This window comes from Neisseria sicca 4320 (assembly GCF_000193735.1).
Taxonomy (GTDB): domain Bacteria; phylum Pseudomonadota; class Gammaproteobacteria; order Burkholderiales; family Neisseriaceae; genus Neisseria; species Neisseria sicca_E.
Genome location: NZ_AEPF01000023.1, coordinates 1 through 24638, shown reverse-complemented (window position 1 = coordinate 24638; position 24638 = coordinate 1). Strand labels below are relative to the sequence as shown.

23 protein-coding genes are annotated in these 24638 nt (G+C 51.6%); 13 read left to right on the top strand and 10 right to left on the bottom strand.

Features of this window, described 5'->3' with window-relative positions; genetic code table 11:
* Window positions 1-36: 36 nt before the first annotated feature.
* Complete coding sequence (locus NSCA4_RS0102000) at window positions 37-804, bottom strand: M48 family metallopeptidase (protein ID WP_016686585.1); 768 nt, start codon at window positions 802-804, stop codon at window positions 37-39.
* A 121-nt stretch (window positions 805-925) separates the two neighbouring features.
* A complete protein-coding gene (locus NSCA4_RS0101995) occupies window positions 926-1819 on the bottom strand; it encodes a serine hydrolase (RefSeq protein WP_016686584.1) in 894 nt (297 codons plus the stop codon).
* A gap of 368 nt (window positions 1820-2187) precedes the next feature.
* Here NSCA4_RS0101995 and clpX point away from each other — a divergent pair, with 368 nt between their 5' ends.
* Together clpX and acnB are read left to right on the top strand one after the other, a co-directional pair.
* Window positions 2188-3456, top strand: coding sequence for an ATP-dependent Clp protease ATP-binding subunit ClpX (clpX, locus tag NSCA4_RS0101990; protein ID WP_016686583.1), 1269 nt, complete (start codon window positions 2188-2190; stop codon window positions 3454-3456).
* Between the two features lie 231 nt (window positions 3457-3687).
* On the top strand, window positions 3688-6276 hold the full coding sequence (gene acnB / locus NSCA4_RS0101985; protein ID WP_016686582.1) for a bifunctional aconitate hydratase 2/2-methylisocitrate dehydratase: 2589 nt from the start codon (window positions 3688-3690) through the stop codon (window positions 6274-6276).
* A gap of 294 nt (window positions 6277-6570) precedes the next feature.
* Here the strand turns inward: acnB and NSCA4_RS0101980 are convergent, their stop codons facing one another.
* Window positions 6571-7443, bottom strand: a complete 873-nt coding sequence (locus tag NSCA4_RS0101980) for a chorismate mutase (RefSeq protein ID WP_029609453.1) — start codon at window positions 7441-7443, stop codon at window positions 6571-6573.
* A 169-nt stretch (window positions 7444-7612) separates the two neighbouring features.
* On the opposite strand from NSCA4_RS0101980, the gene NSCA4_RS0101975 reads away from it, so the two are divergent.
* Window positions 7613-9745, top strand: a complete 2133-nt coding sequence (locus tag NSCA4_RS0101975; protein WP_036537924.1) for an AsmA family protein — start codon at window positions 7613-7615, stop codon at window positions 9743-9745.
* Between the two features lie 65 nt (window positions 9746-9810).
* Here the strand turns inward: NSCA4_RS0101975 and gap are convergent, their stop codons facing one another.
* Window positions 9811-10842 carry a type I glyceraldehyde-3-phosphate dehydrogenase gene (gene gap / locus NSCA4_RS0101970; RefSeq protein ID WP_016686579.1) on the bottom strand — a complete coding sequence of 344 codons (1032 nt, stop codon included), beginning with the start codon at window positions 10840-10842 and terminating at the stop codon, window positions 9811-9813.
* A 195-nt stretch (window positions 10843-11037) separates the two neighbouring features.
* On the opposite strand from gap, the gene NSCA4_RS0101965 reads away from it, so the two are divergent.
* The 4 genes from NSCA4_RS0101965 to murU all read left to right on the top strand — a co-directional run bounded on the left by NSCA4_RS0101965 (window position 11038) and on the right by murU (window position 13669).
* Complete coding sequence (locus NSCA4_RS0101965; protein WP_036537922.1) at window positions 11038-11556, top strand: protein disulfide oxidoreductase; 519 nt, start codon at window positions 11038-11040, stop codon at window positions 11554-11556.
* Window positions 11557-11896: 340 nt separating this feature from the next.
* Window positions 11897-12334 carry a homoprotocatechuate degradation operon regulator HpaR gene (hpaR, locus tag NSCA4_RS0101960; RefSeq protein ID WP_016686577.1) on the top strand — a complete coding sequence of 146 codons (438 nt, stop codon included), beginning with the start codon at window positions 11897-11899 and terminating at the stop codon, window positions 12332-12334.
* Window positions 12335-12348: 14 nt separating this feature from the next.
* A complete protein-coding gene (gene hpaC / locus NSCA4_RS0101955) occupies window positions 12349-12849 on the top strand; it encodes a 4-hydroxyphenylacetate 3-monooxygenase, reductase component (RefSeq protein WP_029609450.1) in 501 nt (166 codons plus the stop codon).
* Window positions 12850-12973: 124 nt separating this feature from the next.
* Window positions 12974-13669 carry an N-acetylmuramate alpha-1-phosphate uridylyltransferase MurU gene (gene murU / locus NSCA4_RS0101950; protein ID WP_029609449.1) on the top strand — a complete coding sequence of 232 codons (696 nt, stop codon included), beginning with the start codon at window positions 12974-12976 and terminating at the stop codon, window positions 13667-13669.
* Between the two features lie 76 nt (window positions 13670-13745).
* Here the strand turns inward: murU and rarD are convergent, their stop codons facing one another.
* From rarD to cyaY, 3 genes are all read right to left on the bottom strand, one after another.
* A complete protein-coding gene (rarD, locus tag NSCA4_RS0101945; protein WP_016686574.1) occupies window positions 13746-14645 on the bottom strand; it encodes an EamA family transporter RarD in 900 nt (299 codons plus the stop codon).
* Between the two features lie 211 nt (window positions 14646-14856).
* On the bottom strand, window positions 14857-15363 hold the full coding sequence (luxS, locus tag NSCA4_RS0101940; RefSeq protein ID WP_016686573.1) for an S-ribosylhomocysteine lyase: 507 nt from the start codon (window positions 15361-15363) through the stop codon (window positions 14857-14859).
* Between the two features lie 54 nt (window positions 15364-15417).
* Window positions 15418-15741, bottom strand: coding sequence for an iron donor protein CyaY (gene cyaY, locus NSCA4_RS0101935; protein WP_016686572.1), 324 nt, complete (start codon window positions 15739-15741; stop codon window positions 15418-15420).
* 70 nt (window positions 15742-15811) lie between these two features.
* Here cyaY and lptM point away from each other — a divergent pair, with 70 nt between their 5' ends.
* The 4 genes from lptM (at window position 15812) to NSCA4_RS15705 (ending at window position 18256) form a co-directional block, all read left to right on the top strand.
* Window positions 15812-15982 (top strand): LPS translocon maturation chaperone LptM, encoded by a 171-nt coding sequence (lptM, locus tag NSCA4_RS12620; protein ID WP_003745044.1) that lies wholly within the window; start codon window positions 15812-15814, stop codon window positions 15980-15982.
* A gap of 11 nt (window positions 15983-15993) precedes the next feature.
* Window positions 15994-17214 (top strand): diaminopimelate decarboxylase, encoded by a 1221-nt coding sequence (gene lysA / locus NSCA4_RS0101925; RefSeq protein WP_016686571.1) that lies wholly within the window; start codon window positions 15994-15996, stop codon window positions 17212-17214.
* Window positions 17215-17261: 47 nt separating this feature from the next.
* A complete protein-coding gene (rfbC, locus tag NSCA4_RS0101920; protein ID WP_016686570.1) occupies window positions 17262-17801 on the top strand; it encodes a dTDP-4-dehydrorhamnose 3,5-epimerase in 540 nt (179 codons plus the stop codon).
* A gap of 215 nt (window positions 17802-18016) precedes the next feature.
* On the top strand, window positions 18017-18256 hold the full coding sequence (locus NSCA4_RS15705; RefSeq protein ID WP_141565452.1) for a hypothetical protein: 240 nt from the start codon (window positions 18017-18019) through the stop codon (window positions 18254-18256).
* Between the two features lie 662 nt (window positions 18257-18918).
* Here the strand turns inward: NSCA4_RS15705 and NSCA4_RS0101910 are convergent.
* From NSCA4_RS0101910 to NSCA4_RS13485, 3 genes are all read right to left on the bottom strand, one after another.
* Window positions 18919-20241, bottom strand: a complete 1323-nt coding sequence (locus tag NSCA4_RS0101910; protein WP_016686568.1) for a SulP family inorganic anion transporter — start codon at window positions 20239-20241, stop codon at window positions 18919-18921.
* 118 nt (window positions 20242-20359) lie between these two features.
* Complete coding sequence (locus NSCA4_RS13490; protein ID WP_016686567.1) at window positions 20360-20800, bottom strand: carbonic anhydrase; 441 nt, start codon at window positions 20798-20800, stop codon at window positions 20360-20362.
* Between the two features lie 138 nt (window positions 20801-20938).
* Complete coding sequence (locus NSCA4_RS13485; protein WP_016686566.1) at window positions 20939-21130, bottom strand: carbonic anhydrase; 192 nt, start codon at window positions 21128-21130, stop codon at window positions 20939-20941.
* Between the two features lie 381 nt (window positions 21131-21511).
* On the opposite strand from NSCA4_RS13485, the gene NSCA4_RS0101900 reads away from it, so the two are divergent.
* Both NSCA4_RS0101900 and pta read left to right on the top strand, forming a co-directional pair.
* Window positions 21512-22753: an aromatic amino acid transporter gene (locus NSCA4_RS0101900; protein WP_016686565.1), complete on the top strand. Its 1242-nt coding sequence runs from the start codon at window positions 21512-21514 to the stop codon at window positions 22751-22753.
* 260 nt (window positions 22754-23013) lie between these two features.
* The gene (gene pta, locus NSCA4_RS0101895) at window positions 23014-24516 is read left to right on the top strand and encodes a phosphate acetyltransferase (protein WP_016686564.1); all 1503 of its coding nucleotides are present in this window, start codon (window positions 23014-23016) and stop codon (window positions 24514-24516) included.
* Window positions 24517-24638 lie beyond the last annotated feature (122 nt).

Here is a 24638-nt window from a genome sequence, read left to right as displayed (position 1 = left end):
CTAAAACAGTTTGAAAATATCCATCAACACAAAATATCAGCGTTTATTTTGGTGATAAATAGGCATAACTTCCGGCAACATCCTGCGGATTGCTTCGATACGGGTATTGTTGGCGGGATGGGTTGACAAGATGGCAACCTGACTGCCGCCTTGCGCCCTATTCATTTTTTCCCATACGCTGATTGCCGCCTGCGGATTGTAACCTGCTTGAGCCATCAGGCGGACGCCTCCCGCATCTGCCTCGCTTTCCTGATGACGCGAAAAAGGTTTGGTTGCCAATAAATCTGTTCCGACGCCGACCAAATTTCCGTCCAAACCGACGGCACCTGCCAAAATAGAACCGCCCAAGCCGGTCAATACTTGGCCTCCGATGGCTTTTTTGCTGTGTTCGAGCAGGGCATGGGTCATTTCATGCCCGATGACTGCGGCGATTTCATCATCCGTCAGTTGCAAACGTTCGACCATGCCGGTATATACCGCCATTTTTCCGCCCGGCATCGCCCAAGCATTCAACTCGTTGCTGCGGATAACGTTCATCTGCCAATTAAAAGGTATGCCGGTATGGTTGGCGCGGTTGGCATACGGAACCAGTCGGGAAAACACCCGATGGACACGCTGCGCCGTCGGAGATCTGACATCCAGCGCATTCTGGCTGCGCGCTTTTTGTACAACCTGCGTATAGTTTCGCTCGGCTCCCTCGTTCAAAGCAGCCGTATCGTATCCCACCATATCGGCGACGGAAGTACAACCCGCCAACGCCGCAACCCCGAGCCATAATCCATACTTTTCACTGATTTTGTTCATTTCAAAAATTCCTTGATGCCTGACAAAAGATAAAGACCAAAGCCTTACAAAACGCCTTCCGTTTTCACCCATTGCCATACAATAAAATGCCGCCTGAAAATCAGACGGCATAACAAGTATTTCAAGAGCGGCGCTGCAACATCCAAGATTCGATCTTACGCGCGTCGTTTACGCGGGTTGTCGAAGTCGGCGAGTTCAGCAATACGATGGTAATCGGCTGGTTTTGGACGTTTGCCTTAACCACCATCGAGCGTCCTGCTTCGCGGATATAACCGGTTTTCTGAAGCTCGATGTTCCAGCCGCCTTCGCGCACGAGGGCATTAGAGTTTTTATAGTTTTGGCGGCCGTTTGCCGTCCAAACCGATCCGTAGTTGGAGGTCGAGTTTTTGTTGATAAGCGGATATTTGCTTGCCGCAGCGACCATACGGTTTAAATCGTTGGCGGTCGATACATTTTGGAAATTCAGACCGGTAGGTTCGTAGAAACGGCTGCTATACATGCCAAGACTTTGCGCTTTGGCATTCATGGCGGAAACAAACGCCGACATACCGCCCGGATAGGTGCGGCCCAGCGCGTGTGTTGCGCGGTTTTCGCTGCTCATCAGGCTAAGGAGCAGCAATTCGCCGCGCGTCAGCGTCGTACCGACGGCAAGGCGGCTGCCCGTACCTTTCAGTCGGTCGATTTCATCGGCAGTAATGGTGATGCGCTCGTTCATATCCAAACGCGCGTCCAAAACGACCATCGCGCTCATCAGTTTGGAAATGGACGCGATCGGCATCACGCGGTCTGCGTTTTTCTGATACAGGATTTCACCTGTTTTATTGTTAAAAATCAGAGCGGCCTGCGATGTCAAAAGCGGCCCCGCCATCATCGCCTGAGCCTCGATTTTTTGGGCGTGGCTTAATGCGAAAGCTTCCATCGGGTCATTTTGGGTTGGAAAATTCTGTTCCAAAAATTGACCCAAAACATCCATATCGTCTGCAGCGGCAGGAGCGGCGACAACAGTCAAAGCCATACCCAAACAGGCTGCACTCAGTGTTTTATAAAATTTCATAACCGACATATTTCAACGAGTAGAATTTAAGACAATTGAATTATTAAAGGAGATATTTTGCTTAAAATACAACAAAATGTAAAGTTTAATATGGCTTTTTTGCGTTTGTTTGCATCTTTTTTCCAAATTGGAAACCATCTTAAGGATGGGAAATCATGGTGTGTTGCCAAGCGCCGGAGGGTCGTCTGAAAACCTTACGCCCAACAGCTTGCCATACGGTATTTGATAAACATTAAGATACTGATTATACTTACCGACTTTGCCGAAAACCGTTCCCGCTACATTCGGATAACGGTTTGCCGATATTGCTTGAAAACAGAAGATAAATTATGACTGAAGAAAAACGCTCTTGCTCGTTTTGCGGAAAATCCGAGCATGAAGTCAAGAACCTGATTGAAGGCGAAAACGCTTTTATCTGTAACGAATGTGTAGAAACTTGCGGCGTGATGCTGCAAAGTTCAGACGACCTCTCTGAAGAAAAATCTGCAACGGATGCTTCCCATCCAAATAACAAACTGCCCACGCCTGCCGAAATCGTCACCAACCTCAACGACCACGTTATCGGTCAGGAACAAGCCAAGAAAGCCTTGGCAGTGTCGGTGTACAACCATTACAAACGCCTGCGCCACCCCAAAGCCAACGGCAATGTCGAGTTGTCGAAATCCAACATCCTGCTTATCGGTCCGACCGGTTCGGGTAAAACGCTGTTGGCACAGTCTTTGGCGCGTAAACTGGACGTGCCGTTCGTCATGGCGGACGCGACTACGCTGACTGAAGCGGGTTACGTCGGTGAAGATGTCGAGCAAATCATAACCAAGCTTTTGGGTAAATGCGATTTCGATGTCGAAAAAGCCCAGCGCGGTATCGTCTATATCGACGAAATCGACAAAATCTCGCGTAAAAGCGACAACCCGTCGATTACCCGCGACGTATCCGGCGAAGGCGTGCAACAGGCCTTACTGAAATTGATTGAAGGTACGGTTGCCAGCGTTCCGCCACAAGGTGGTCGCAAGCATCCTAATCAGGAATTTATCAACGTCGATACCACCAACATCCTGTTTATCTGCGGCGGCGCGTTTGCGGGCTTGGAAAAAGTGATCCGTCAGCGTACTGAAAAAGGCGGTATCGGTTTCGGTGCGTCCGTTCACAGCAAGGACGAAAATGCCGACATTACCGGATTGTTTGGAATCGTTGAGCCTGAAGACTTGATTAAATTCGGTCTGATTCCCGAGTTGATCGGCCGTCTGCCAGTCATCGCCACATTGGCGGAATTGGACGAAGACGCATTGGTCAACATTTTGACCGAGCCGAAAAACGCCTTAGTGAAACAATATCAAACCCTGTTCGGCATGGAAAATGTCGAATTGGAATTTGAAGAAGAAGCCCTGCGCAGCATCGCCCGTCAGGCAATGGAACGCAAAACCGGCGCGCGCGGCCTGCGCTCCATCGTTGAACGCTGCCTGTTGGATACCATGTATCAACTGCCTGATTTGAAAGGCGTGACTAAAGTTGTCATCGAGAAAGACGTCATCGAGAAAGGCAAACAGCCCAAGCTTCTGCGCGAAGACGGAAGCGAATATCAGGCAGACGCCCGATAAAAGAACGGATCGTCCATACCGATAAAATATAAAAGGTCGTCTGAAACCCTGTTTCAGACGACCTTTTTTCAAAATAATTTATTTCAATAGTAAACATCTATTTCATCCGATAACATAAATATTCCAATTTTTGCCAAACTGGTCTATGATAACGAAAAGAATTGTTTACAATTCTTTGATTACAAATCATTTGCAACAGTCAGAAGAAAAAACAGAAAAAGGAACAAAGAGATGTTAGAAGCCTATCGCAAAGGCGTCTCCGAGCGCGCCGCCCTCGGTATCCCCGCCCTCCCTTTGAACGCGCAGCAAACCGCCGATTTGGTCGAGCTGCTGAAAAACCCGCCTGCAGGCGAAGGCGAGTTCTTGGTGGATCTGCTTGCCCACCGTGTTCCACCCGGCGTGGACGATGCCGCCAAAGTCAAAGCCTCATTCCTGGCTGCCGTTGCCGAAGGCAGCGCATCCAGTCCGCTGATTTCCCCCGAATACGCGACCGAACTCTTAGGTACGATGCTCGGCGGTTACAACATTCACGCCTTAATCGAACTTTTAGACGACGACAAACTCGCGCCCATTGCCGCCAAAGGTTTGAAACACACGCTTCTGATGTTCGATTCTTTCCACGATGTTCAGGAAAAAGCCGAGAAAGGCAATAAATACGCGCAGGAAGTTTTGCAATCTTGGGCGGATGCCGAATGGTTCACCTCACGCGCCAAAGTTCCCGAAAAAATCACCGTTACCGTCTTCAAAGTTGACGGCGAAACCAATACAGACGACCTCTCTCCCGCGCCTGACGCATGGAGCCGTCCCGATATTCCGCTGCACGCGCTGGCCATGCTGAAAAACCCGCGCGACGGCATCAATCCCGACAAACCGGGCGAAGTCGGCCCGATTAAACTGCTGGAAGAACTCAAAGCCAAAGGTCATCCCGTTGCCTATGTCGGCGATGTGGTCGGTACCGGTTCTTCTCGTAAATCCGCAACCAACTCCGTCATTTGGCATACCGGCGAAGACATTCCATTTGTACCGAACAAACGCTTCGGCGGCGTATGCCTGGGCGGCAAAATTGCGCCGATTTTCTTCAATACTCAAGAAGACTCCGGAGCATTGCCGATTGAAGTCGATGTTTCCGCGCTGAAAATGGGCGATGTTGTCGATATTCTGCCTTATGAAGGCAAAATCGTGAAAAACGGCAAAACCGTTGCCGAGTTCAGCTTGAAATCCCAAGTATTGCTGGACGAAGTGCAAGCCGGCGGCCGTATCAACCTGATTATCGGTCGCGGTCTGACCGCCAAAGCGCGCGAAGCACTGAAACTGCCTGCTTCCACCGAATTCCGCCTGCCTCAAGCGCCTGCCGAAAGCAAAGCCGGTTTCACGCTGGCACAAAAAATGGTCGGTCGCGCCTGCGGTCTGCCCGAAGGACAAGGCGTCCGTCCGGGTACTTACTGCGAACCGCGCATGACGACGGTCGGCTCGCAAGACACTACCGGCCCGATGACCCGCGACGAGTTGAAAGACTTGGCTTGTTTGGGCTTCTCCGCCGATATGGTGATGCAGTCTTTCTGTCACACTGCCGCTTATCCGAAACCTGTCGATGTCAGAACCCATAAAGAACTGCCAGCCTTTATTTCTACCCGTGGCGGCGTATCTCTGCGTCCGGGCGACGGCATTATCCACTCATGGCTCAACCGTCTGCTGCTGCCCGATACCGTCGGTACCGGCGGCGACAGCCACACCCGTTTCCCTATCGGTATCTCCTTCCCCGCAGGCTCCGGCTTGGTGGCTTTCGCAGCAGCCACCGGCGTGATGCCGCTCGATATGCCAGAGTCCGTATTGGTACGCTTCAGCGGCAAGCTGCAACCGGGTGTAACCCTGCGCGATTTGGTGAACGCCATTCCGCTTTACGCGATTAAACAAGGTTTGCTGACCGTTGCCAAAGCCGGTAAGAAAAACATCTTCTCCGGCCGCATCCTCGAAATCGAAGGCCTGCCTGATTTGAAAGTGGAACAAGCTTTTGAATTGACCGACGCATCTGCCGAACGCTCCGCTGCCGGCTGTACCGTGAAGCTTAACAAAGAGCCGATTATCGAGTACATGAAATCCAACGTCGTGTTGATGAAAAACATGATTGCCAACGGCTATGAAGACCCGCGTACTTTGGAACGCCGCATCAAAGCCATGGAGAAATGGCTGGCGAATCCGGAGCTGCTCGAAGCAGATAAAGATGCCGAATACGCCGCTGTGATTGAAGTCAACATGGACGACATTAAAGAGCCGATTATTGCCTGCCCGAATGACCCGGACGACGTATGCTTCATGTCCGAACGCTCCGGCACAAAAATCGACGAAGTGTTCATCGGTTCGTGCATGACCAACATCGGCCACTTCCGCGCCGCTTCCAAACTGTTGGAAGGCAAGAGCGACATCCCCGTCCGCCTGTGGGTAGCCCCGCCGACCAAAATGGACGCGAAAGAGTTGTCCGACGAAGGCCACTACGGCGTACTCGGCCGCGCCGGTGCGCGTATGGAAATGCCGGGTTGTTCTTTGTGTATGGGTAACCAAGCCCAAGTACACGAAGGCGCGACCGTCATGTCCACTTCTACACGCAACTTCCCGAACCGCTTGGGTAAAAACACCTTCGTTTACCTCGGATCGGCAGAGTTAGCTGCGATTTGCTCGAAGCTGGGTAAAATCCCGACCGTTGAAGAGTACCATGCCAATATCGACATCATTAACGAGCAAGGTGAGAAAATCTACCGCTACATGAACTTCAACGAAATCGACAGCTACAACGAAGTAGCCGAGACCGTGAATGTTCAATAAGTAGGTAAAACAGTTTCAGACGACTCCTTCAGCGGCTAACCCTAAGGTCGTCTGAAAGCAAAAAACAGAACAGTTTTCGCTGTTCTGTTTTTTGTTTTCAAGTAAATCAACATATTCCCTACTGCCGGATATATAGTGGATTAACTTTAAACCAGTACGGCGTTGCCTCGCCTTAGCTCAAAGAGAACGATTCTCTAAGGTGCTGAAGCACCAAGTGAATCGGTTCCGTACTATCTGTACTGTCTGCGGCTTCGTCGCCTTGTCCTGATTTAAATTTAATCCACTATTAATCTCTTACCCGCTGATAATCCCGTTCACACCTGCCGCCGCTGCCAAACGATACAATATTTCCTGAGGCATATCGTTGTGCCACAGACGGGTAATATTGGCGATAACCGGAAGACGGCACACTTTCCTGACCCGAACGATGGCATCGACATCCAAACGGTAGGCATGTTCCGGCTCAAAACTGAGCGTCCCGGCTTCACCGAGCATAATATGGCTGTTGCCGCGCAAAGCGATATGTTCTGCCGCCACCAACCAATCATCAACACGATGATGCTTGTCTTTACACAACACTACCGGCGTATTCAGACGACCTACTTCATCCAAAAGCGTCCGATTGGTCATCATACTGCCGCCCAAATACAAAATATCCGCACCGGCAGACAAGGCCTCATCTATCTGGCGAACATCACGGATACGGACAATGACGGGCTTGCCTGTTTTCTGCAAATCAGAAATTTCCCGAACAATCGCCCGAACCCGTAAGTTTTCACGCTGCTCGTCCACTTTTTCATAAGGGCGCGCCGGAAGGTAAAACGGATCGACAAATACTGCATCCGCCTCTTCCGCCCTATCCGTACCGGCAGTAATATCCAACCGCTTCGCTCCGCCGAATATCACACCCCGTACAACAATCCTGCCGTCTTCCTCGTCCGTCTCTCGGCTGATAATTTTCCAATCGTTCAGTACCCGAACAACGCGTTCCACGTCGGGCAAGCGTTCCAATTCATTTGGACGGAACACCCGCTCATCGCCAACCGCACCGATAATCGTCCGCTCCTCCCCCTGAGAGACATGCTCTTTCAAGCCCTTATTACGGATAAACCCGATTACTCCCTCTACCGACTCCCGAGAAGCATTCTTACCCATCACAATAATCATCATATATCTCCTGAAACAGACGACAATATTAGCACACTACCGCTTTCAGACGACCTACCCGCCATAAGCTCTACCACTCGCACCAGAGATTCACCCTTAATCCCCTCTCCACACTATCCCAAATGTCATGTGTTATACTTTCAGTTATGTTACCTTATTGCCTTTACGCATGAAAAATCCTCTGCTTAATTCAGGAAAATTTTGGCTGAAAACAGTCGTAACTGCGGTCATATTGCTTGTTTGTACCGCAGCCGCCCTGTATGCATCGGTTTATACTCTATTTCCCCTCGAACGAATCGAAGTTTCCATTCAAAACGCCTTCAGCACAACAGGACGGAATATCCGCTTCAGCAGCGACATCCGCCGGAGCTGGTTTCCCCGCCCTACCGTCACCCTAAAAAACGTTACCATTACCCGACCTCATAGCAACCAAACCGCCTTACACATCAAAGAGACCCGTATCGGTCTAGGCTGGAGCAGTCTGTGGAACGATCACCCTGTCATCGAAAAATGGGTTATTACGGGCGCAGATGCCGTGTTATCGCGCACCGAGAACGGAAAATGGAACCTGCAAGACCTGTTACATCCTTCCCACCCTACCTCTTTAAACCGTCTGATTATAGAAAACAGCTCTCTGCATATGAACATCGCAGGGCAAGCACATATTATCGACAACTTCTATCTAAACGTCCGCAACGAAGGTGCTGACGGCCGCCCTTTCAAAATCAACGGCAGTCTGCGCCGCCCAAATCAACCTATCCAATGGCAGGGTAGCGGTGTGCTCAATGCCTCTGAAACCGGTTGGAGCATTCCCAATCTACTTTGGGAAGCATCTGTTGCTGAAAAAGAAAGCAAACTATCCGTTGATGGAAGCGGTACATGGACATGGTCGTCTGAAAACGACTCCCTAAAAGCAGACAACCTTAGCCTGCGCACGGACAATCCTGCCCAAAATTTTCACCTGACCGCGCAAATTCCCCGTTTATCCTTTAAAAACAACGTATTGAACATCCCATCGCTCAATGGTGCATTTACAGCAGGCAAGCCGGAAAGCCAATGGAACGGCTCGTTCAAACTCGACAAAGCAAGCATCCGTACCAGTGTTGCCAAATTGGATAACTTTGAATTCAACGCCAGCCACAAAAATGCCGCCCATCAAACCAGTTTAACCTTGACAGGCCCTCTACTGTGGCAGCAAAACAAGGGATTGCAATCATCCTCAATCAATCTGACCACATTGCAGGATACGGTCAACCGCCTACCCAATCCGCGCTTTATCAGCCAGTTAACCGGCTCATTCAACTGGAACGGCAAAGAAAACTGGCAAGGGGATTTCAAAGGCACATTCGACCGCCAACCCCTTGCGCTTGCATTCAAATATCAAACAACGGAAGGAGAAACACCTCTTTTAGAAGCCGGGATTGCCCTACAAAAACTCTCACTGCTCCCCTACTGGGACGATATACAGGCAAACTCCGGATCAGGCTACCCTACAATCCTCGACAATGGCCAAATCCCACAAATTGATGCCAACATCAAAATCAGCAATGTCCAAATACCCGGCCTGCAACTGGACAATATTGAAACCCTGCTGAATGCCGACAAAGAACACATCGCCCTAAGCCATTTTAAAGCAGGCCTCTACGGTGGTCAGACAGAAGGCGGTATCAGTATGGCAAACACAACTCCGCCTACCTACCATCTCCAACAAAATGCCCAAAACGTACAAATCCGACCATTGTTGCAAGATTTGTTCGGTTTCCACAGCTTCAGCGGCAACGGAGATGCTGTCATCGATTTGACGGCACGGGGCAACAATCGCAAGCAACTCATCCAATCCCTACAAGGGATGCTGACCCTCAATATTTTGAATGGGGCATGGAAAGGTATAGATATAAACCATATCCTCAAAAACGGTATTTCCGCACAGCACCCCGGCGGCGAGCATGCCCAAACCCCTTTCAACCGCTTTACCCTCAATAGCGAAATCGACAAGGGCATCAGCCACCACATCAATACCGAATTGTTTTCCGAACATTTGCACATAGTCAGCAACGGTTACACCGATCTGAATACGCAAGAACTATCCGAGGATCTACTTATCCGCAACACACTCAATCCTTCAGCCAAGCCCATACCACTCAAAATACGGGGCAATGTCGCCAACCCGTCCGTTACACTCGACTACAACCGTATTACACACGGCCTGAACAATCCCAAAGAAAAACAAAAGGCATTGGAACAAACATTGCGCGAGCAATGGCACTGGCTCAATCCGGAACGAAAACAAGCGGATAAATAGAAAAGGTCGTCTGAAAATCCAATCATGGTTTTCAGACGACCTTTCAGCATCTTCTCTAATCCGTTTTATTCAAACGGGCGCACTTCCAAACCGAACATACGGCGGGCGGTGTTCAGCATTTGGCAGCTGAAGCCCCACTCGTTGTCGTACCAAGCGAACACTTTGACCATATTGCCGTCGATGACTTTGGTCAGCGTTGCGTCAAAGGTGCTGGCTTGGGTGGTGTGGTTGAAGTCCATAGACACCAGCGGCAGCGTGTTGTAGTGCAACACGCCTTTCAGACGACCTTCTTCCGCAGCGGCTTTCATCAGCGCGTTGATTTCTTCGATGCTGGTATCACGTGCGGCTTGGAAGCTCAAATCGACGACGGAAACATTGACGGTCGGCACGCGGATGGCGAGGCCGTCGAGTTTGCCTTTCAACTCGGGCAAGACCAAACCGACGGCTTTTGCCGCGCCGGTTTTGGTCGGAATCATGTTTTCCACACCGCTGCGGGCGCGGCGCAAGTCTTTATGGCGCACGTCGGTAACGGTTTGGTCGTTGGTCAAAGCGTGGATAGTGGTCATCGCGCCTTTGACGATGCCGATGTTTTCGTTCAGCACTTTGGCAACAGGAGAAAGGCAGTTGGTGGTGCAGGAAGCATTGGAGATGACGGTCATATCGTCGGTAATCACGTCGTCGTTCACGCCGTAAACGATGGTCGCGTCAACATCAGCCTCGCCCGGTGCGGAAATCAGCACTTTTTTCGCGCCGCTTTCCAAATGCACGTTGGCTTTGGATTTGCTGGTAAACGCGCCCGTACATTCCATGACCAAATCAACTTCCAAATCCTTCCATGGCAGTTCGGAGGGGTTGCGGGTGGAGAAAAATGGGATTTTGCGGCCGTTGATGATGAGATGGGTTGCATCGTGGGAAATGTCGGCATTAAAGCGGCCGTGAACGGTATCGAATTTGGTCAGATGGGCGTTGGTTTCGAGGCTGCCGCTCGCGTTGACGGCGACAACTTCAAGTTGGTCTTGCAGGTTGTAATCGTAGATGGCGCGTAATACTTGGCGGCCGATGCGGCCATATCCGTTAATGGCGACTTTAATGCCCATGGTTTTTCCTCTGTTACGGTTGGATAAAGGTTTGCGACCCGAATTATAACAAAAATGTAGTTTGATGTAATTAATGTTTTATCAATCCAGTTACATCTTTCCCATCAACCGTTTTCAGACGACCCATTGGGTAATTTTATGAAACACTGCATCAAAACAAAGTATCATCCCTTCTTTCACTCCGACCGTCAAAAAATGAAACGTCTGCCACCACGCATCAAATCACTATCCTTATCTTTTTTACAGGCGGTAGTTATTTTCGCCATATTATCGGCCGTTGCCGATTGGTGGCGCAAACCCGAACCGCCCGTACAAATGTCGTCTGAACCGCTGCGCCTGCTTTCAGGAGAAACGCTGACACCTGCCTTACTGAGTGCAAACCGTACCGCCGTCCTCTATGTATGGGGAGACTGGTGCCATATCTGCGCCTATACTTCACCTACTGTTTCCCGGCTTGCCGAAGACGGTATTCCTGTTGTCGGTATTGCCCTGCACTCCGGTACGGATGAGCATATCCGTACCTATATGTCAGAAAAACATCTTGATTTTCCTACAGTCAACGACAACGACGGACGCTTGGCTCAAAAATGGAAAGTCTCCGTTACCCCGAGCATTATCCTGATTAAAAACGGAAAAATGGTTCACTTCACCTCAGGAATCAGCACTTATTGGGGACTGCGCGCCAGAATTTTTATTTCCGATCTATTCTATTGATGCTGTCTTGCTAGATTCCTTAACATATAAAGAACTTGAATCCCGTGTAGCACATGACGCTATCGAGTAAATATTCATTTATTGAAAAAATAAACCACCCTTATCATGGCAAGTGATGATTTTGTTGAGATTATGTCAAAAATAGACTAATATACGAACATAAGAAAATACGGAACATTACTATCAAAACAAACTTACGGAATGTTATCTGATTTTTGGTTCGATACTTTTGCTCCTACGCATCTGCCGCTTTCACAGGGCTCTTATAATGACAATACAGCCTTTACAAATCTGCCTCACGCTTCAAAGGTTTGTTTATCGGTAACAATGGAGACCCCTCATGCCCAACCAATCCAAACATGCGTCTATTAACATCGGTCTGATTCAAGCACGGGAAGCGTTGATGACCCAATTTCGTCCTATTCTGAACCAAGCCAATATCACCGACCAGCAATGGCGCATCATCCGCCTGCTTGCCGAGAACGGCACATTGGACTTTCAAGACCTTGCCAATCAGGCATGCATCCTGCGCCCCAGCCTGACCGGCATCTTGACCCGCTTGGAAAAAGCAGGCCTTGTCGTACGCCTAAAGCCGTCCAACGACCAACGCCGCGTCTATTTAAAGCTGACAAACGAAGGCGAAAAACTTTTCGAATCCATCGGCGCGCAAGTGGACGAACGTTACGACGCCATCGAACAAGTGCTTTCCAAAGAAAAAATGCTCGAACTCAAAGAGCTGCTGGCGGCGCTGTCGAAAATCGAACAGCACCTGAAATAAAAAAAGCACGACGAATGACAGTTTCGGCACACACACTCAAGCATCCGTTCAGGGATGCCATGGCATCCTGCGCCGCAGGCGTACACGTCATCACGACCGATGGAGAATCCGGCCGTTACGGTATTACTATGACTGCCGTTACCCCCGTTACCGACGAACCGCCGACCATTATGCTCTGCATCAACCGGAAGTCGGCAATCATTCCGATTCTTCAGGCCAACCGCGACTTGTGCATCAATACCCTGTCCGAAAGCCAACAGGACATCGCAGAACACTTTGCCGGCCTGACCGGGCTTTCCCCTGAAGAACGCTTTGCCTACCATATTTGGAACAGGGGCGAAACCGGGCAACTCGAAGTCGAAGGCGCACTGGCGCATCTGCACGGGCGTATCATTTCGCAACACGAAATCGGGACGCATTTTATCTTTTACGTCGAAATCAACGAAATCAAAAATTCCGGCACACACCCCCCGGCTTTATTGTATTTCCGACGACAATTCAAATCATTGGAATAAAGCTCCCCAAGCTCGCAAGGTCGTCTGAAACCATTAAATTTCATTTTCAGACGACCTTGAATCAGCCTCCCCAATCCCGACAGACTGCCCATCATTTCATTATCCAAACTTATCCATCTCCCCCATGAAAGCAATGATACTTGCCGCAGGACGCGGCGAACGGATGCGCCCGCTGACCGACCATACCCCCAAACCCCTGCTGCAAGTCGGCAGCGAACCCTTAATCGGCTGGCACTTACGTCGTCTGAAAGCCGCAGGCTTTACCGAAATCGTCATCAATCACGCCTGGCTCGGCGAACAAATCGAAACCACGCTCGGCGACGGCTCGCAATACGGCGTACGCATCGCCTATTCCCCTGAAAAAGCAGGCGGCTTGGAAACCGCAGGCGGCATTGCCACTGCCCTACCCCTGCTTGGCGACGCACCATTCCTCGTTGTCAATGGTGACGTGCTAACCGACATCGACTTTTCCAAAGCCCGACAGGCCGCCGAAGCATTGATGCATTCAGACAAACTCGCCTGCCTATGGCTGGTTGACAACCCGCCGCACAATCCCGACGGAGACTTCGCCCTACTTGCCAACGGTCTGGCCTCTTCAGACAGATCAGCAGGCGAAGCCTTGACTTTCAGCGGCGTAGGCGTTTACCGCCCCGAACTCTTCCGCAATACACCGCCGCACCAGCAGGCCAAACTCGCCCCCCTCCTGCGCCAAGCAATGAACGAAGAAAAGGTTGACGCGCAAAAACACAACGGTCTTTGGTTGGACGTCGGAACGGTAGAGCGGCTGAACGAAGCAACCCAAATCGTACAAAACTGGTAATCCTCCATCTTGATTTAAAAATAAAAAGGTCGTCTGAAACCCGTTTCCAAGTTTTCAGACGACCTTTTATTGTCCTTTATCTTTTATCAACCGCTTTCTGTCTTGCCTTGATCCACCCGTTTGCCATCATCAGGCACAACCCCGACCAAATCAAACCATAGCTGATTAAAGCCCCGGGCTGCAAAGGCTCGCCCAAAAACGTTACCGATACGGCAAACAGCAAAACAGGCTCCAAATAACTCATCATGCCGAAGACAGCGACCGGCAATAATTGATTTGCCTTCAGGTTCAAATGCATGGCTACCGCGCTGTTTATCCCCAGCAATACCACAAACCCCGCCAATACCGGTATATCGGCAATCAAACCTAACGTATCCGTAAAAAATACGATATACACCAGCGCACACGGCGCAATCACCATCAAATCCAGCGTCAGCCCGACCAAGGGCGGCACGCCCAACCTTCGCCGCAGCAGGTAATAAACAGGATAAGTGCCGAACACCCACACCGTTGCCCACGAAAACGCTCCCATCCGCAGCCATTCCCACGCCACGCCGGCACACGCCAGCATGACCGCCGCCGTTTGCAGGCGGTTGAGGCGTTCTTTAAACCAAATCCGCCCGCACAACATCATAGCCAGCGGAAACAGAAAATAGCCCATCGCCACATTCACGCCCTCTCCGTTGACAGGCGACCAGACAAACAGCCACAACTGGCTCGCAAAAACAGGGGTGGGCAGGAAAATCAGCAGCCAGCGTTTCCAATCCCGGCCGACGCCGCGTATAAATCTGTCTGCCGCCTGCCAGCCGCCCACCATCTCCATCAGGACGAACAAAGCCGCCAGCATCGCCACCATACGCCAAGCGAAGACTTCCGTCCCCGTCATCGGCTTCATCCAAATTCCGTATAGAAACAGCACGACAAACAAAATATTGGACAATGCCGCCGCAATCAGACCTTTCGACAAATCCGTCATTTCAGACGACCTTACGCAATGAATAAAAGGTGTATTGTAGAATAACCTTATAGGAACTTCCCGTATTTATCTTGTCCTCGTATTTTATTTTTTAGTTTTGAAATATATTTTTCCGCTTAAACAAACCGACAGCGGAATATCACGCACCCAAACCTAAAGGTCGTCTGCAATCGGTTTCCCGTTTTCAGACGACCTTTTTCAAAACCTATCATTACGCGTTCAGCAAACTTTCATCCAGCGTCAGCTCTTCATTTTTGTTCACCGCCACTTTGCGCGTCAGGACGTTTTGCGCGATTTCTTGCGCTTCAGCGAGCGAGTGCATCATGTAAGTGCCGCATTGGTATTCGTTCAATTCGGGGATTTTGCTTTGGTCTTTGACATTGACCACATCCTGCATCGAAGCGAGCCAAGCGTCGGCGACCTGCTGCTCGTCGGGCGTACCGATGAGGCTCATGTAGAAACCGGTGCGGCAGCCCATCGGTGAAATGTCGATGATTTCGACGCCGTTGCCGTTCAAGTGGTCGCGCATAAAGCCTGCGAACAAATGCTCCAGCGTGTGGATGCCTTTTTCGGACAGGATTTCTTTGTTGGGAACGCAAAAGCGCAGATCGAATACGGTAATGGTGTCACCTTTGGGCGTGGTCATGGTTTTCGCTACACGCACGGCGGGGGCGTGCATACGGGTGTGGTCGACTTTAAAACTGTCTAACAGGGGCATTGGATTATCCTTTTGAGTAAATATTTTGGGTGTGAGATGGGCTTCTGAGTCCGATCACAATTCGGCAATCTCAACCGCTTCGCCCGAAGCCGCGCTCAGTGCTTCGTTCAAAACGTCGTAGAAATCGCGATTGTCGCGCGTTGCCAGCCATTTGCCGTTTTGTTCGGCGAAATGGTAGCCGCCGCTTTTTGCGGCAATCCACAATTCCTGATTGGGCGTGTGGCGGTTGACGATGATTTGCGTGCCGTCTTCGGCTTCGATGGTCAGGACGTTTCCGGCAAACTGGCAGTCGAAATCCCAGCCGTTTTCGTCGATTTGGTCTTCGATGTGTTCGAACAATTCTTCGCTCATGCGGATGAATTCGCTTTCGGTCATCATGGCTTTTTGTGTGTTTTTTGTTTAAGATACCGAATCTTGCCACATTCGCGCTTATGAAGGAAGTTTACCGATGAAATACGGCGTATTTTTTGCGGCTGCGACCGCCCTCCTGCTCTCGGCCTGCGGTTACAAAGGCGACCTCTACTTGCCCAAAGAAGGCGACAAGGCGCGTTTCGGCGTGATCCAAACCGGCTTAAAAGTCCATTCTTCCAAAGAGCCGACCAATCAAACCAACGACTAAGTCTTACCACCATGACCCTGCATTGCGAACAAGTCCCTTACCCCCTTCTTGCCGAAGAATTCGGCACACCGCTTTATGTGTACAGCCAATCCGCGCTGACCGAAGCATTTGAAAATTACCAAACCGCGTTTGCCGCGCTTTCCCCGCTCGTCTGCTACGCCGTCAAGGCAAACGGCAATCTGAGCATCATCAAACACTTCGCCTCGCTGGGCAGCGGTTTTGACATCGTCTCCGGTGGCGAATTGGCGCGCGTTTTGGCGACGGGCGGCGACGCGGCGAAAACCATCTTTTCAGGCGTGGGCAAAAGCGAGGCGGAAATCGAGTTTGCGCTGCATGCCGGCGTGAAATGCTTCAATATGGAAAGCATCCCCGAAATCGACCGCATTCAAAAGGTTGCCGAACGCTTGGGCAAAACCGCGTCCGTCTCCCTGCGCGTCAACCCTGATGTCGATGCCAAAACACATCCCTACATCTCCACAGGCCTGAAAGCCAACAAATTCGGCATCGCCTACGCCGACGCACTCGAAGCCTACCGCCACGCCGCCCGCCAAAGCCACCTCAACATCATCGGCATCGACTGCCACATCGGTTCGCAACTGACCGACTTAAGCCCGCTCATCGAAGCCTGCGAGCGCATTTTGATTTTGGTGGATCAGTTGGCTGATGAAGGCATCGTTTTAGAACATTTGGACTTAGGCGGCGGCGTCGGCATCGTTTATCAAGACGAAACCGTCCCCGATTTGGGCGCGTATGCCCAAGCGGTTCAAAAACTGATTGGCACACGTCGTCTGAAACTCATCCTCGAACCCGGCCGCAGCCTGGTCGGCAACGCAGGCTCGCTGCTGACGCGCGTCGAGTTCGTCAAACACGGCGAAGAGAAAAACTTCGTCATGGTCGATGCCGCCATGAACGACCTCATGCGCCCCGCACTGTATGACGCCTATCACCATATTGAAGCGGTAGAACCAAAAAATATCCCGCCGCTGACCGCCAACATTGTCGGCCCGATTTGCGAAACCGGCGACTTTCTCGGCAAAGACCGCACCATCGCCTGCGAAGAAGGCGATTTGCTGGTTATCCGCAGCGCGGGCGCGTACGGCGCCAGCATGGCGAGCAATTACAACACGCGCAACCGTGCGGCGGAAGTTTTGGTGGACGGCAACGAATACCGACTCATCCGCCGACGCGAAACCTTAGAGCAGCAAATGGCAAACGAAATGGCTTGTTTGTAACATCCCGTCCGTTTTCAGACGACCCGTCCCATATTTGAGAATACTTCATGAAAATCATCGATACCACCCTACCCGACGTCAAACTTTTAGAACCCCAAGTCTTCGGCGACGCACGCGGCTTCTTCATGGAAACCTTCCGCGACGAATGGTTTAAGGCCAACGTCTGCGACCGCACCTTTGTGCAGGAAAACCATTCCAAATCAGACAAAGGCGTATTGCGCGGCCTGCATTACCAAACCAAAAACACGCAAGGCAAACTCGTCCGCGTCGTTGTCGGCGAAGTGTTTGACGTTGCCGTCGATATGCGTAAAGACTCGCCGACTTTCGGCAAATGGGCGGGCGAAATCCTGTCGGCGGAAAACAAACGCCAGCTTTGGGTACCCGAAGGTTTTGCACACGGCTTTTACGTTTTGAGCGATGAAGCCGAATTCGTTTACAAATGCACGGATTATTACAACCCGAAAGCCGAACATTCACTGATTTGGAACGACCCGACAGTCGGCATCGAATGGCCGCTGCAAGGCGAACCCAACCTGTCGCCCAAAGACTTGGCGGGTAAAATTTTGGCTGAAGCAGTTACGTTCTAAATTACCGTCGTCAAATCCGTCAAAAACGTAAGGTCGTCTGAAAACTTGAGATAAGGTTTTCAAACGACCTTTTTCAGTTACAGCAACCTGATCCCTTCCCCGTCTGGCGGGGGCAAGTTAGGATGGTGTGGCGGGGTGGAGGATATACGGAATAAAGGGCAAGAGCCACCTCTCCCCAACTCTCTCCCGCCAGACGGGAGAGGGAGCGAATTCTCGTGGGCAAAGCCCAGGTTACAGTTACCCCACAAATCAACACAACAACTCCCGCTATGGGCTTTCCACCAGGTTTGGGCGTTGCCCGACAGTGTAGCGTGGGCTTTACCCGCGAATCCTGCTGTTTTTTTTGGATATTTCGTTATGTTTCTTTTCTGTCGGACAAAACAGCCGATTCATCAGCCGCCGTCATTCCCGCGCAGGCGGGAATCCAGACTCTGAAAGGCCGCTGCAATTTTTAAAGATTTCCATAACTTCCAAAACCTGGATTCCCGCCTGCGCGGGAATGACGAAGCAGGTATTTTCTATTTGAATTTGTCAAAAAAGGTCGTCTGAAAAAACTCGAAATAGGTTTTTCAGACGACCTTTTACAGCTACAGCAACCTTATCTCTTCTCCCGTCTAGCGGGGGAAGGTTAGGACGGGGGTGGTTTGCGGATATACGGCATAAGGGGCAAGAGCGACCTTCTCCCCAACCCTCTCCCGCCGGACGGGAGAGGAGCGGATTCTCGTGGGCAAAGCCCACGCTACGATTGTTATCCCTCAAACCAACACAAAAAATTCCACTATGGGTTTTCTCCGACTTTAGGCATCGCCCGACGGTGTAGCGTGGGCTTTGCCCGCGAATCCTGCTGTTTTTTAAATATTTCATTATGTTTCTTTTCTGTCGGACGAAACAGCCGATTCATAAGCCGCCGTCATTCCTGCGCAGGCGAGAATCCAGACTCTGAAAGACCGCTGCAATTTTTAAAGATTTCCATAACCTCCAAAACCTGGATTCCCGCCTGCGCGGGAATGACGAAGCCGGTATTTTCTATTTGCATCTGCTAAAAAGGTCGTCTGAAAAGCTTGAAACAGGTTTTTCAGACGACCTCTTTCTTCTCCCACAGTCTCCAACCTGACTCCTAAATACTCGCGCTGTGTCCCACCCGCACATGGCTGTGGTGGTCGCGGCCTTCGTGGTCGTAGTCGGATTTGAAGCCTTTGAGCACGACGTCTATGTCGTTTTCCTTGGCGAAGACGTTGGCGAAGTCTTCAATCAGTTCCAATACGTCGCCGGCGATGTAGGACGAGCGTTCGGCGTTGATGGTTACTTTGGAACCCGGACGGATGTTTTTCAGGGTTTTCTTGATGGCGGCTTTGTTCAGGAACGAGACTTCTTCCGCCAGTTCCAAGCTGATTTCGTCGGCTTCGGCGAGTTCTTCGCGGCTGAGGTAGTAGGCGCGTTTCATATTGCCCTGAAGGATGAAGATGATGCTGATGGCGAGCCCGATGCCGACGCCTTTGAGCAGGTCGAGCGCGACAACAGCGACTAGGGTGGCGGCGAAGGGGATGAACTGGTACAGCCCTTTATGCCAGAAATGCAGGAGGGTGGCGGGTTTTGCCAGTTTGTAGCCCACCAGCAGCAAGACGGCGGCGAGGGTGGACAGGGGTATCATGTTGAGGATAAAGGGAATCGCCAAAACGTACACCAGCAACAAAACGCCATGAATAAAGGCAGAGAGTTTGTGCGTCGCGCCTGCATTGGCGTTGGCGGACGAGCGCACGACGACGGAGGTGATGCGGCGGCGGGTGTCGAGGCGGTCGGCGGCGTAGCTGTTGCCGAAACCTGAGAAATTGGGCAGCGTGAGCGTACCTGCGGCTTCGCGCCATGTGTCGGGGATAGGCAGTTGGACGAGTTGTCCGGCGGAAATGGCAAGGCTACTGCCGCTGGCGACAAACCATTGGTTCATCAGTATCCCCGCACCCACGGCAACCAGCGCGGCGGGCAAGGCTTTGATGTTTTTCAACGCGGGGATTTTGTCCCATACGATTAGGATGGCCATCGACACGCCCGCTAGCAAAAGGGAGCCTGTGTGGATGTCGGCAAACAGAGCGGCGGGGTCGGCAAGGCTGCCGGCGCGGATAAAGCCGAGCAAAAGCTGGATTGCACCGGCGATTAAGCCCGCACACAGAAACAACTCGAACGAACCGAGTTCGGTAATCGCGGCAAGGATAATCGCTGCCAAGCCTGCGGCAGGGCCGGAAACGCTGATATGCGAAGTGCTTAGCGAACCGGTGACGATGCCGCCGACGATACCCGCCAACACGCCGGACAACGGCGGCGCGCCGGAAGCAAGCGCGATGCCGAGGCACAACGGCAGGGCGACGAGGAAGACGACCAGTCCGAAAGCGAAATTGGACTTGAACAGGCTGCCCAAAGGTTGTTTTTTCTGATGGGATTTCATAGTGAGGGGTACTCCTGATGTGTGTATGTTTTTGTATTTGATAGGATTGGGATAAATTAAGGTCGTCTGAAAAATCAGGACTCTTGTCCAAACTGCTTTTCAGACGACCTCCGAGCCATCAACCCACTTTCTTGCGCGCGTTGACCACCCTTTCGGAATCGGTGAGGTCGTAGATTTTCTGAATGTCGGCGAGAATGTTTTTGAAGTCGATGTTCAAATCGATGAGGCCGCCGGTACGCAGGTCGAAGACCCAGCCGTGCACAATCGGGTAGCCATCGAGCAGGTATCTTTCCTGCACGCACGCCATTTTGATGACGTTGAGGCACTGTTCCTGCACGTTCAATTCGACCAGGCGCAGGTGCTCGTCTTCGATTGCGTCAAGTTCTTCCCGATGCAGGCGGTACACGTCGCGGATGTTGCGCAGCCACGGATTCATCGCGCCCAAATCTTCGGGCAGCATCGCCGCTTTGATGCCGCCGCAGTTGTAGTGGCCGTAGATGATGATGTGTTTGACTTTCAGATGCGAGACGGCGTATTCGATGGCGGAAGCGGCATTCATGTCCAAACCGTGAACAAGGTTGGCAACGTTGCGGTGTATAGTGGATTAAATTTAAATCAGGACAAGGCGACGAAGCCGCAGACAGTACAGATAGTACGGCAAGGCGAGGCAACACCGTACTGGTTTAAAGTTAATCCACTATACAAACACGTCGCCCGGTTCAAATCCCATCAACTCCTCCGCTGCGACACGGCTGTCGGAGCAGCCGATGTAGAGGTATTCGGGGTTTTGCCCGTCGGCGAGGTCTTTAAAATAATCGGAGCATTGTTGCCTCTTCGTTTCCTGCCATTTGCGGTTGTTTTCAAAAATGACTTCGTATGATTGGCTCATGCGGCTTCCTTTCTGCTTGATGTGTCGTATGTTTTTTGTTATCACACCCTGTTTCGGATACGGCCTCTGTAAGGGTTGCGCATTCTAGGAAGGCAAAATTGGAAAAAAAAATTAGCCATAAAATGCTGTATAAATATTTAAATTCAGCATTTTCAAGCAAAAGGTCGTCTGAAAACCTTTTTTAAACCCAATCAGGCAAAAAAAGTAGAAACCGCAGTTTCTCCCTATCTTTCAAAAAATTAAATTGTTCTCATCCACACACCGCTGCCCCACCCAAAAAGTTCCCTACTGTCTGCCATTCTCCGTAATTTTCAGACGACCTCCTTACCAATCCCTACACTTTACGGCATAATGGCGGACTGTTTTTCCGAGGAGAATTTCATGTCCGTCAAAACCCCGTCGCTTTTCGGCGGCGCCATGATTATCGCCGGTACGGTTATCGGCGCAGGTATGCTCGCCAACCCGACCGCCACTTCCGGCGTCTGGTTCACCGGCTCGCTGATTGTGTTGCTTTACACTTGGTTTTCCATGCTCTCCAGCGGTCTGATGATCCTTGAAGTCAACACCCACTATCCGCACGGCGCGAGCTTCGACACCATGGTCAAAGACCTGCTCGGACCGATTTGGAACGCCATCAACGGCATTGCCGTCGCCTTCGTTTTATACCTGCTCACCTATGCCTATATCTTCGTCGGAGGCGACTTGACCGCCAAAGGCCTAGGCAGCGCGGTGGGGAGCGACGTTTCGCTCACCGTCGGACAACTCGTCTTCTTCGGCATCCTCGCCTTTTGCGTGTGGGCGTCGGCACGACTGGTCGACCGCTTCACCAGCGTCCTCATCGGCGGCATGGTGCTGACCTTCATTTGGGCAACCGGCGGACTGATTGCCGATGCCAAACTGCCCGTCCTTTTCGACACCCAAGCACCCGCAGGCACCAGCTACTGGATTTACGCCGCCACCGCCCTGCCCGTCTGCCTCGCCTCCTTCGGCTTCCACGGCAACGTCTCCAGCCTGCTCAAATACTTTAAAGGCGATGCGCGCAAAGTGGCGAAATCCATCTGGGCGGGTACACTGATTGCACTCGTGATTTACGTCCTGTGGCAAATCGCCATCCAAGGCAACTTGCCGCGCAGCGAGTTCGCCCCCGTGATTGCCGCCGAAGGACAAGTCTCCGTCCTCATCGAAGCCCTGTCCAAGTTCGCCCAAACCGGCAGCATGGACAAAGTGTTGACCCTCTTCTCCTACATGGCGATTGCCACTTCCTTCCTCGGCGTAACGCTCGGCCTCTTTGACTACATCGCCGACATCTTCAAATGGAACGACAGCGTGTCCGGCCGCACCAAAACCGCCGCCCTCACCTTCCTGCCGCCCCTGATTTTCTGTCTGTTGTATCCAACAGGCTTCGTTACCGCCATCGGCTACGTCGGTCTGGCAGCAACTATTTGGACCGGCATCATCCCCGCCATGCTGCTCTACCGTTCGCGCCAAAAATTCGGCACAGGCAAAAACTACAAGGTTTACGGCGGATTCGGACTGATGGTTTGGGTTTTCCTCTTCGGCGTCATCAACATCGCCGCACAGGTATTAAGCCAACTAGAACTCGTCCCCGTGTTCAAAGGCTGACAACCAAACCGCCCGAACTGATCAAAAAAGGTCGTCTGAAAACCCCATTAAAGGTTTTTTCAGACGACCTTTTCTGTATTTCGCACAGACAGTATCAGTCCCTTAAAAATCCATTGCATTTTCGCTCAATCCATTAACATTTAACCTTGTTGGAAACGCAATTTGTTTGTTAGTATTAAGCCATTGCCGTTACGTCCGCATCACGGCGGCGACGGACAACTTCCTAGACGGACAACCTCCACACAGAAAGGACACATATCATGGCTAAATTATTGGTCGCTCCGGTATCCGCCGGTTTGGACGTGGCAGCAGCAAGCAAAGCCTTTGCCCAAGCTTTGGGCGCGCAAATTTTCCAACCACTCGACGCATCCGCCGAAACCCTGTTGGCGCAAGGCAAAAGCGACGACTGGTTTGACGCTGTGGTCGGCAAAGCCGTCGCACTCAATACCGACAATCTCGTTATCGAAGGTATCGCTCCCGATGCGGACAAACTCTTCCTGTCCGGCAAAAACGTCGAGCTGGCACTGTCTTTGGACGCGGGCGTAGTCTTGGCATTGCAATCTGACAATGCCGATGCAGCCGAAGTGGCACACCGAATCAACCTTGCCAAACAGCTTTACACTAACGCACCGGGTCTTTTGGAAGGCTTCATTATTGAAGGCGCTGCAGCATCCGTAGGCGAAGAAGTTGCCCGTCTGACCGGACTGACGTTCTACGGCTCAAGCAGCACGCTCAAAGACGTATCTGCTTTGGCAAAACGCGAAGCCTCCCGCCTTTCTCCTGCCCAATTCCGTTACAACCTGATTGATTTTGCCCGCAAAGCCGATATGCGCATCGTCCTGCCTGAAGGTGCAGAACCGCGTACCGTCGCCGCAGCCGCCATCTGCCATGAAAAAGGGATTGCCCGCTGCGTCTTGCTTGCCAAACGCGAAGAAGTGGAAGCCGTTGCCAAAGAACGCGGCATCAACCTGCCTGACTCTTTGGAAATCGTCGATCCTGCTACACTGATCGAACAATACGTCGAGCCGATGTGCGAATTGCGCAAATCCAAAGGTCTGACCCCTGAAGACGCCCGCAAACAACTGCAAGACACTGTCGTCCTCGGCACCATGATGATGGCGCAAAACGACGTGGACGGCTTGGTATCCGGTGCCATTCATACGACTGCCAACACCATCCGTCCAGCCTTGCAACTGATTAAAACCGCACCGGGCGCCAGCCTCGTATCCAGCGTATTCTTCATGCTGCTGCCTAACCAAGTTCTCGTATTCGGCGACTGCGCGGTTAACCCGAACCCGACGCCCGAACAGCTTGCCGATATCGCCATCCAATCCGCCGATACCGCCAAAGCCTTCGGTATTCCGCCAAAAGTTGCCATGATTTCTTACTCCACTATCAACTCAGGCAGCGGTCCTGATGTCGATGCCGTGATTGAAGCCACCAAACTGGCGAAAGAAAAACGCCCAGACTTGGAAATCGACGGCCCGCTGCAATACGATGCGGCTACCGTGCCTTCAGTCGGCAAAAGCAAAGCCCCTGAAAGCACTGTCGCCGGTCAGGCAAGCGTCCTGATTTTCCCGAACCTCAACACCGGCAACTGTACTTACAAAGCCGTACAACGCAGCGCCAACGTCCTGAGCGTCGGTCCGTTGTTGCAAGGTTTGCGCAAACCGGTCAACGACCTCTCCCGCGGCGCATTGGTAGAAGACATCGTCTTCACCATCGCCCTGACAGCGGTTCAGGCAAAACAAATGGCCGGCTGATTGCTTGAGTCTTTGAAGTAAACAAAGGTCGTCTGAAAACCATATAATTAATGTTTTCAGACGACGGCGGATTCGCATTTGAAGTGCAACTCTCCATAACGCAAAAAGGCCGGTATGCGGCT

What these genes read in the sequence shown, in the direction of transcription:
- rfbC (WP_016686570.1), top strand. Translation starts at nt 17,262, where the DNA reads ATGAAAATCATCGATACCACCCTACCCGACGTCAAACTTTTAGAACCC.
- NSCA4_RS13485 (WP_016686566.1), bottom strand. Translation starts at nt 21,130, where the DNA reads ATGAGCCAATCATACGAAGTCATTTTTGAAAACAACCGCAAATGGCAG.
- murU (WP_029609449.1), top strand. Translation starts at nt 12,974, where the DNA reads ATGAAAGCAATGATACTTGCCGCAGGACGCGGCGAACGGATGCGCCCG.
- NSCA4_RS0101975 (WP_036537924.1), top strand. Translation starts at nt 7,613, where the DNA reads ATGAAAAATCCTCTGCTTAATTCAGGAAAATTTTGGCTGAAAACAGTC.
- pta (WP_016686564.1), top strand. Translation starts at nt 23,014, where the DNA reads ATGGCTAAATTATTGGTCGCTCCGGTATCCGCCGGTTTGGACGTGGCA.
- clpX (WP_016686583.1), top strand. Translation starts at nt 2,188, where the DNA reads ATGACTGAAGAAAAACGCTCTTGCTCGTTTTGCGGAAAATCCGAGCAT.
- rarD (WP_016686574.1), bottom strand. Translation starts at nt 14,645, where the DNA reads ATGACGGATTTGTCGAAAGGTCTGATTGCGGCGGCATTGTCCAATATT.
- hpaC (WP_029609450.1), top strand. Translation starts at nt 12,349, where the DNA reads ATGACAGTTTCGGCACACACACTCAAGCATCCGTTCAGGGATGCCATG.
- NSCA4_RS0102000 (WP_016686585.1), bottom strand. Translation starts at nt 804, where the DNA reads ATGAACAAAATCAGTGAAAAGTATGGATTATGGCTCGGGGTTGCGGCG.
- NSCA4_RS0101995 (WP_016686584.1), bottom strand. Translation starts at nt 1,819, where the DNA reads ATGGCTTTGACTGTTGTCGCCGCTCCTGCCGCTGCAGACGATATGGAT.
- lptM (WP_003745044.1), top strand. Translation starts at nt 15,812, where the DNA reads ATGAAATACGGCGTATTTTTTGCGGCTGCGACCGCCCTCCTGCTCTCG.
- NSCA4_RS0101965 (WP_036537922.1), top strand. Translation starts at nt 11,038, where the DNA reads ATGAAACGTCTGCCACCACGCATCAAATCACTATCCTTATCTTTTTTA.
- lysA (WP_016686571.1), top strand. Translation starts at nt 15,994, where the DNA reads ATGACCCTGCATTGCGAACAAGTCCCTTACCCCCTTCTTGCCGAAGAA.
- acnB (WP_016686582.1), top strand. Translation starts at nt 3,688, where the DNA reads ATGTTAGAAGCCTATCGCAAAGGCGTCTCCGAGCGCGCCGCCCTCGGT.
- NSCA4_RS0101900 (WP_016686565.1), top strand. Translation starts at nt 21,512, where the DNA reads ATGTCCGTCAAAACCCCGTCGCTTTTCGGCGGCGCCATGATTATCGCC.
- luxS (WP_016686573.1), bottom strand. Translation starts at nt 15,363, where the DNA reads ATGCCCCTGTTAGACAGTTTTAAAGTCGACCACACCCGTATGCACGCC.
- NSCA4_RS0101910 (WP_016686568.1), bottom strand. Translation starts at nt 20,241, where the DNA reads ATGAAATCCCATCAGAAAAAACAACCTTTGGGCAGCCTGTTCAAGTCC.
- NSCA4_RS13490 (WP_016686567.1), bottom strand. Translation starts at nt 20,800, where the DNA reads ATGAATGCCGCTTCCGCCATCGAATACGCCGTCTCGCATCTGAAAGTC.
- hpaR (WP_016686577.1), top strand. Translation starts at nt 11,897, where the DNA reads ATGCCCAACCAATCCAAACATGCGTCTATTAACATCGGTCTGATTCAA.
- NSCA4_RS0101980 (WP_029609453.1), bottom strand. Translation starts at nt 7,443, where the DNA reads ATGATTATTGTGATGGGTAAGAATGCTTCTCGGGAGTCGGTAGAGGGA.
- gap (WP_016686579.1), bottom strand. Translation starts at nt 10,842, where the DNA reads ATGGGCATTAAAGTCGCCATTAACGGATATGGCCGCATCGGCCGCCAA.
- cyaY (WP_016686572.1), bottom strand. Translation starts at nt 15,741, where the DNA reads ATGATGACCGAAAGCGAATTCATCCGCATGAGCGAAGAATTGTTCGAA.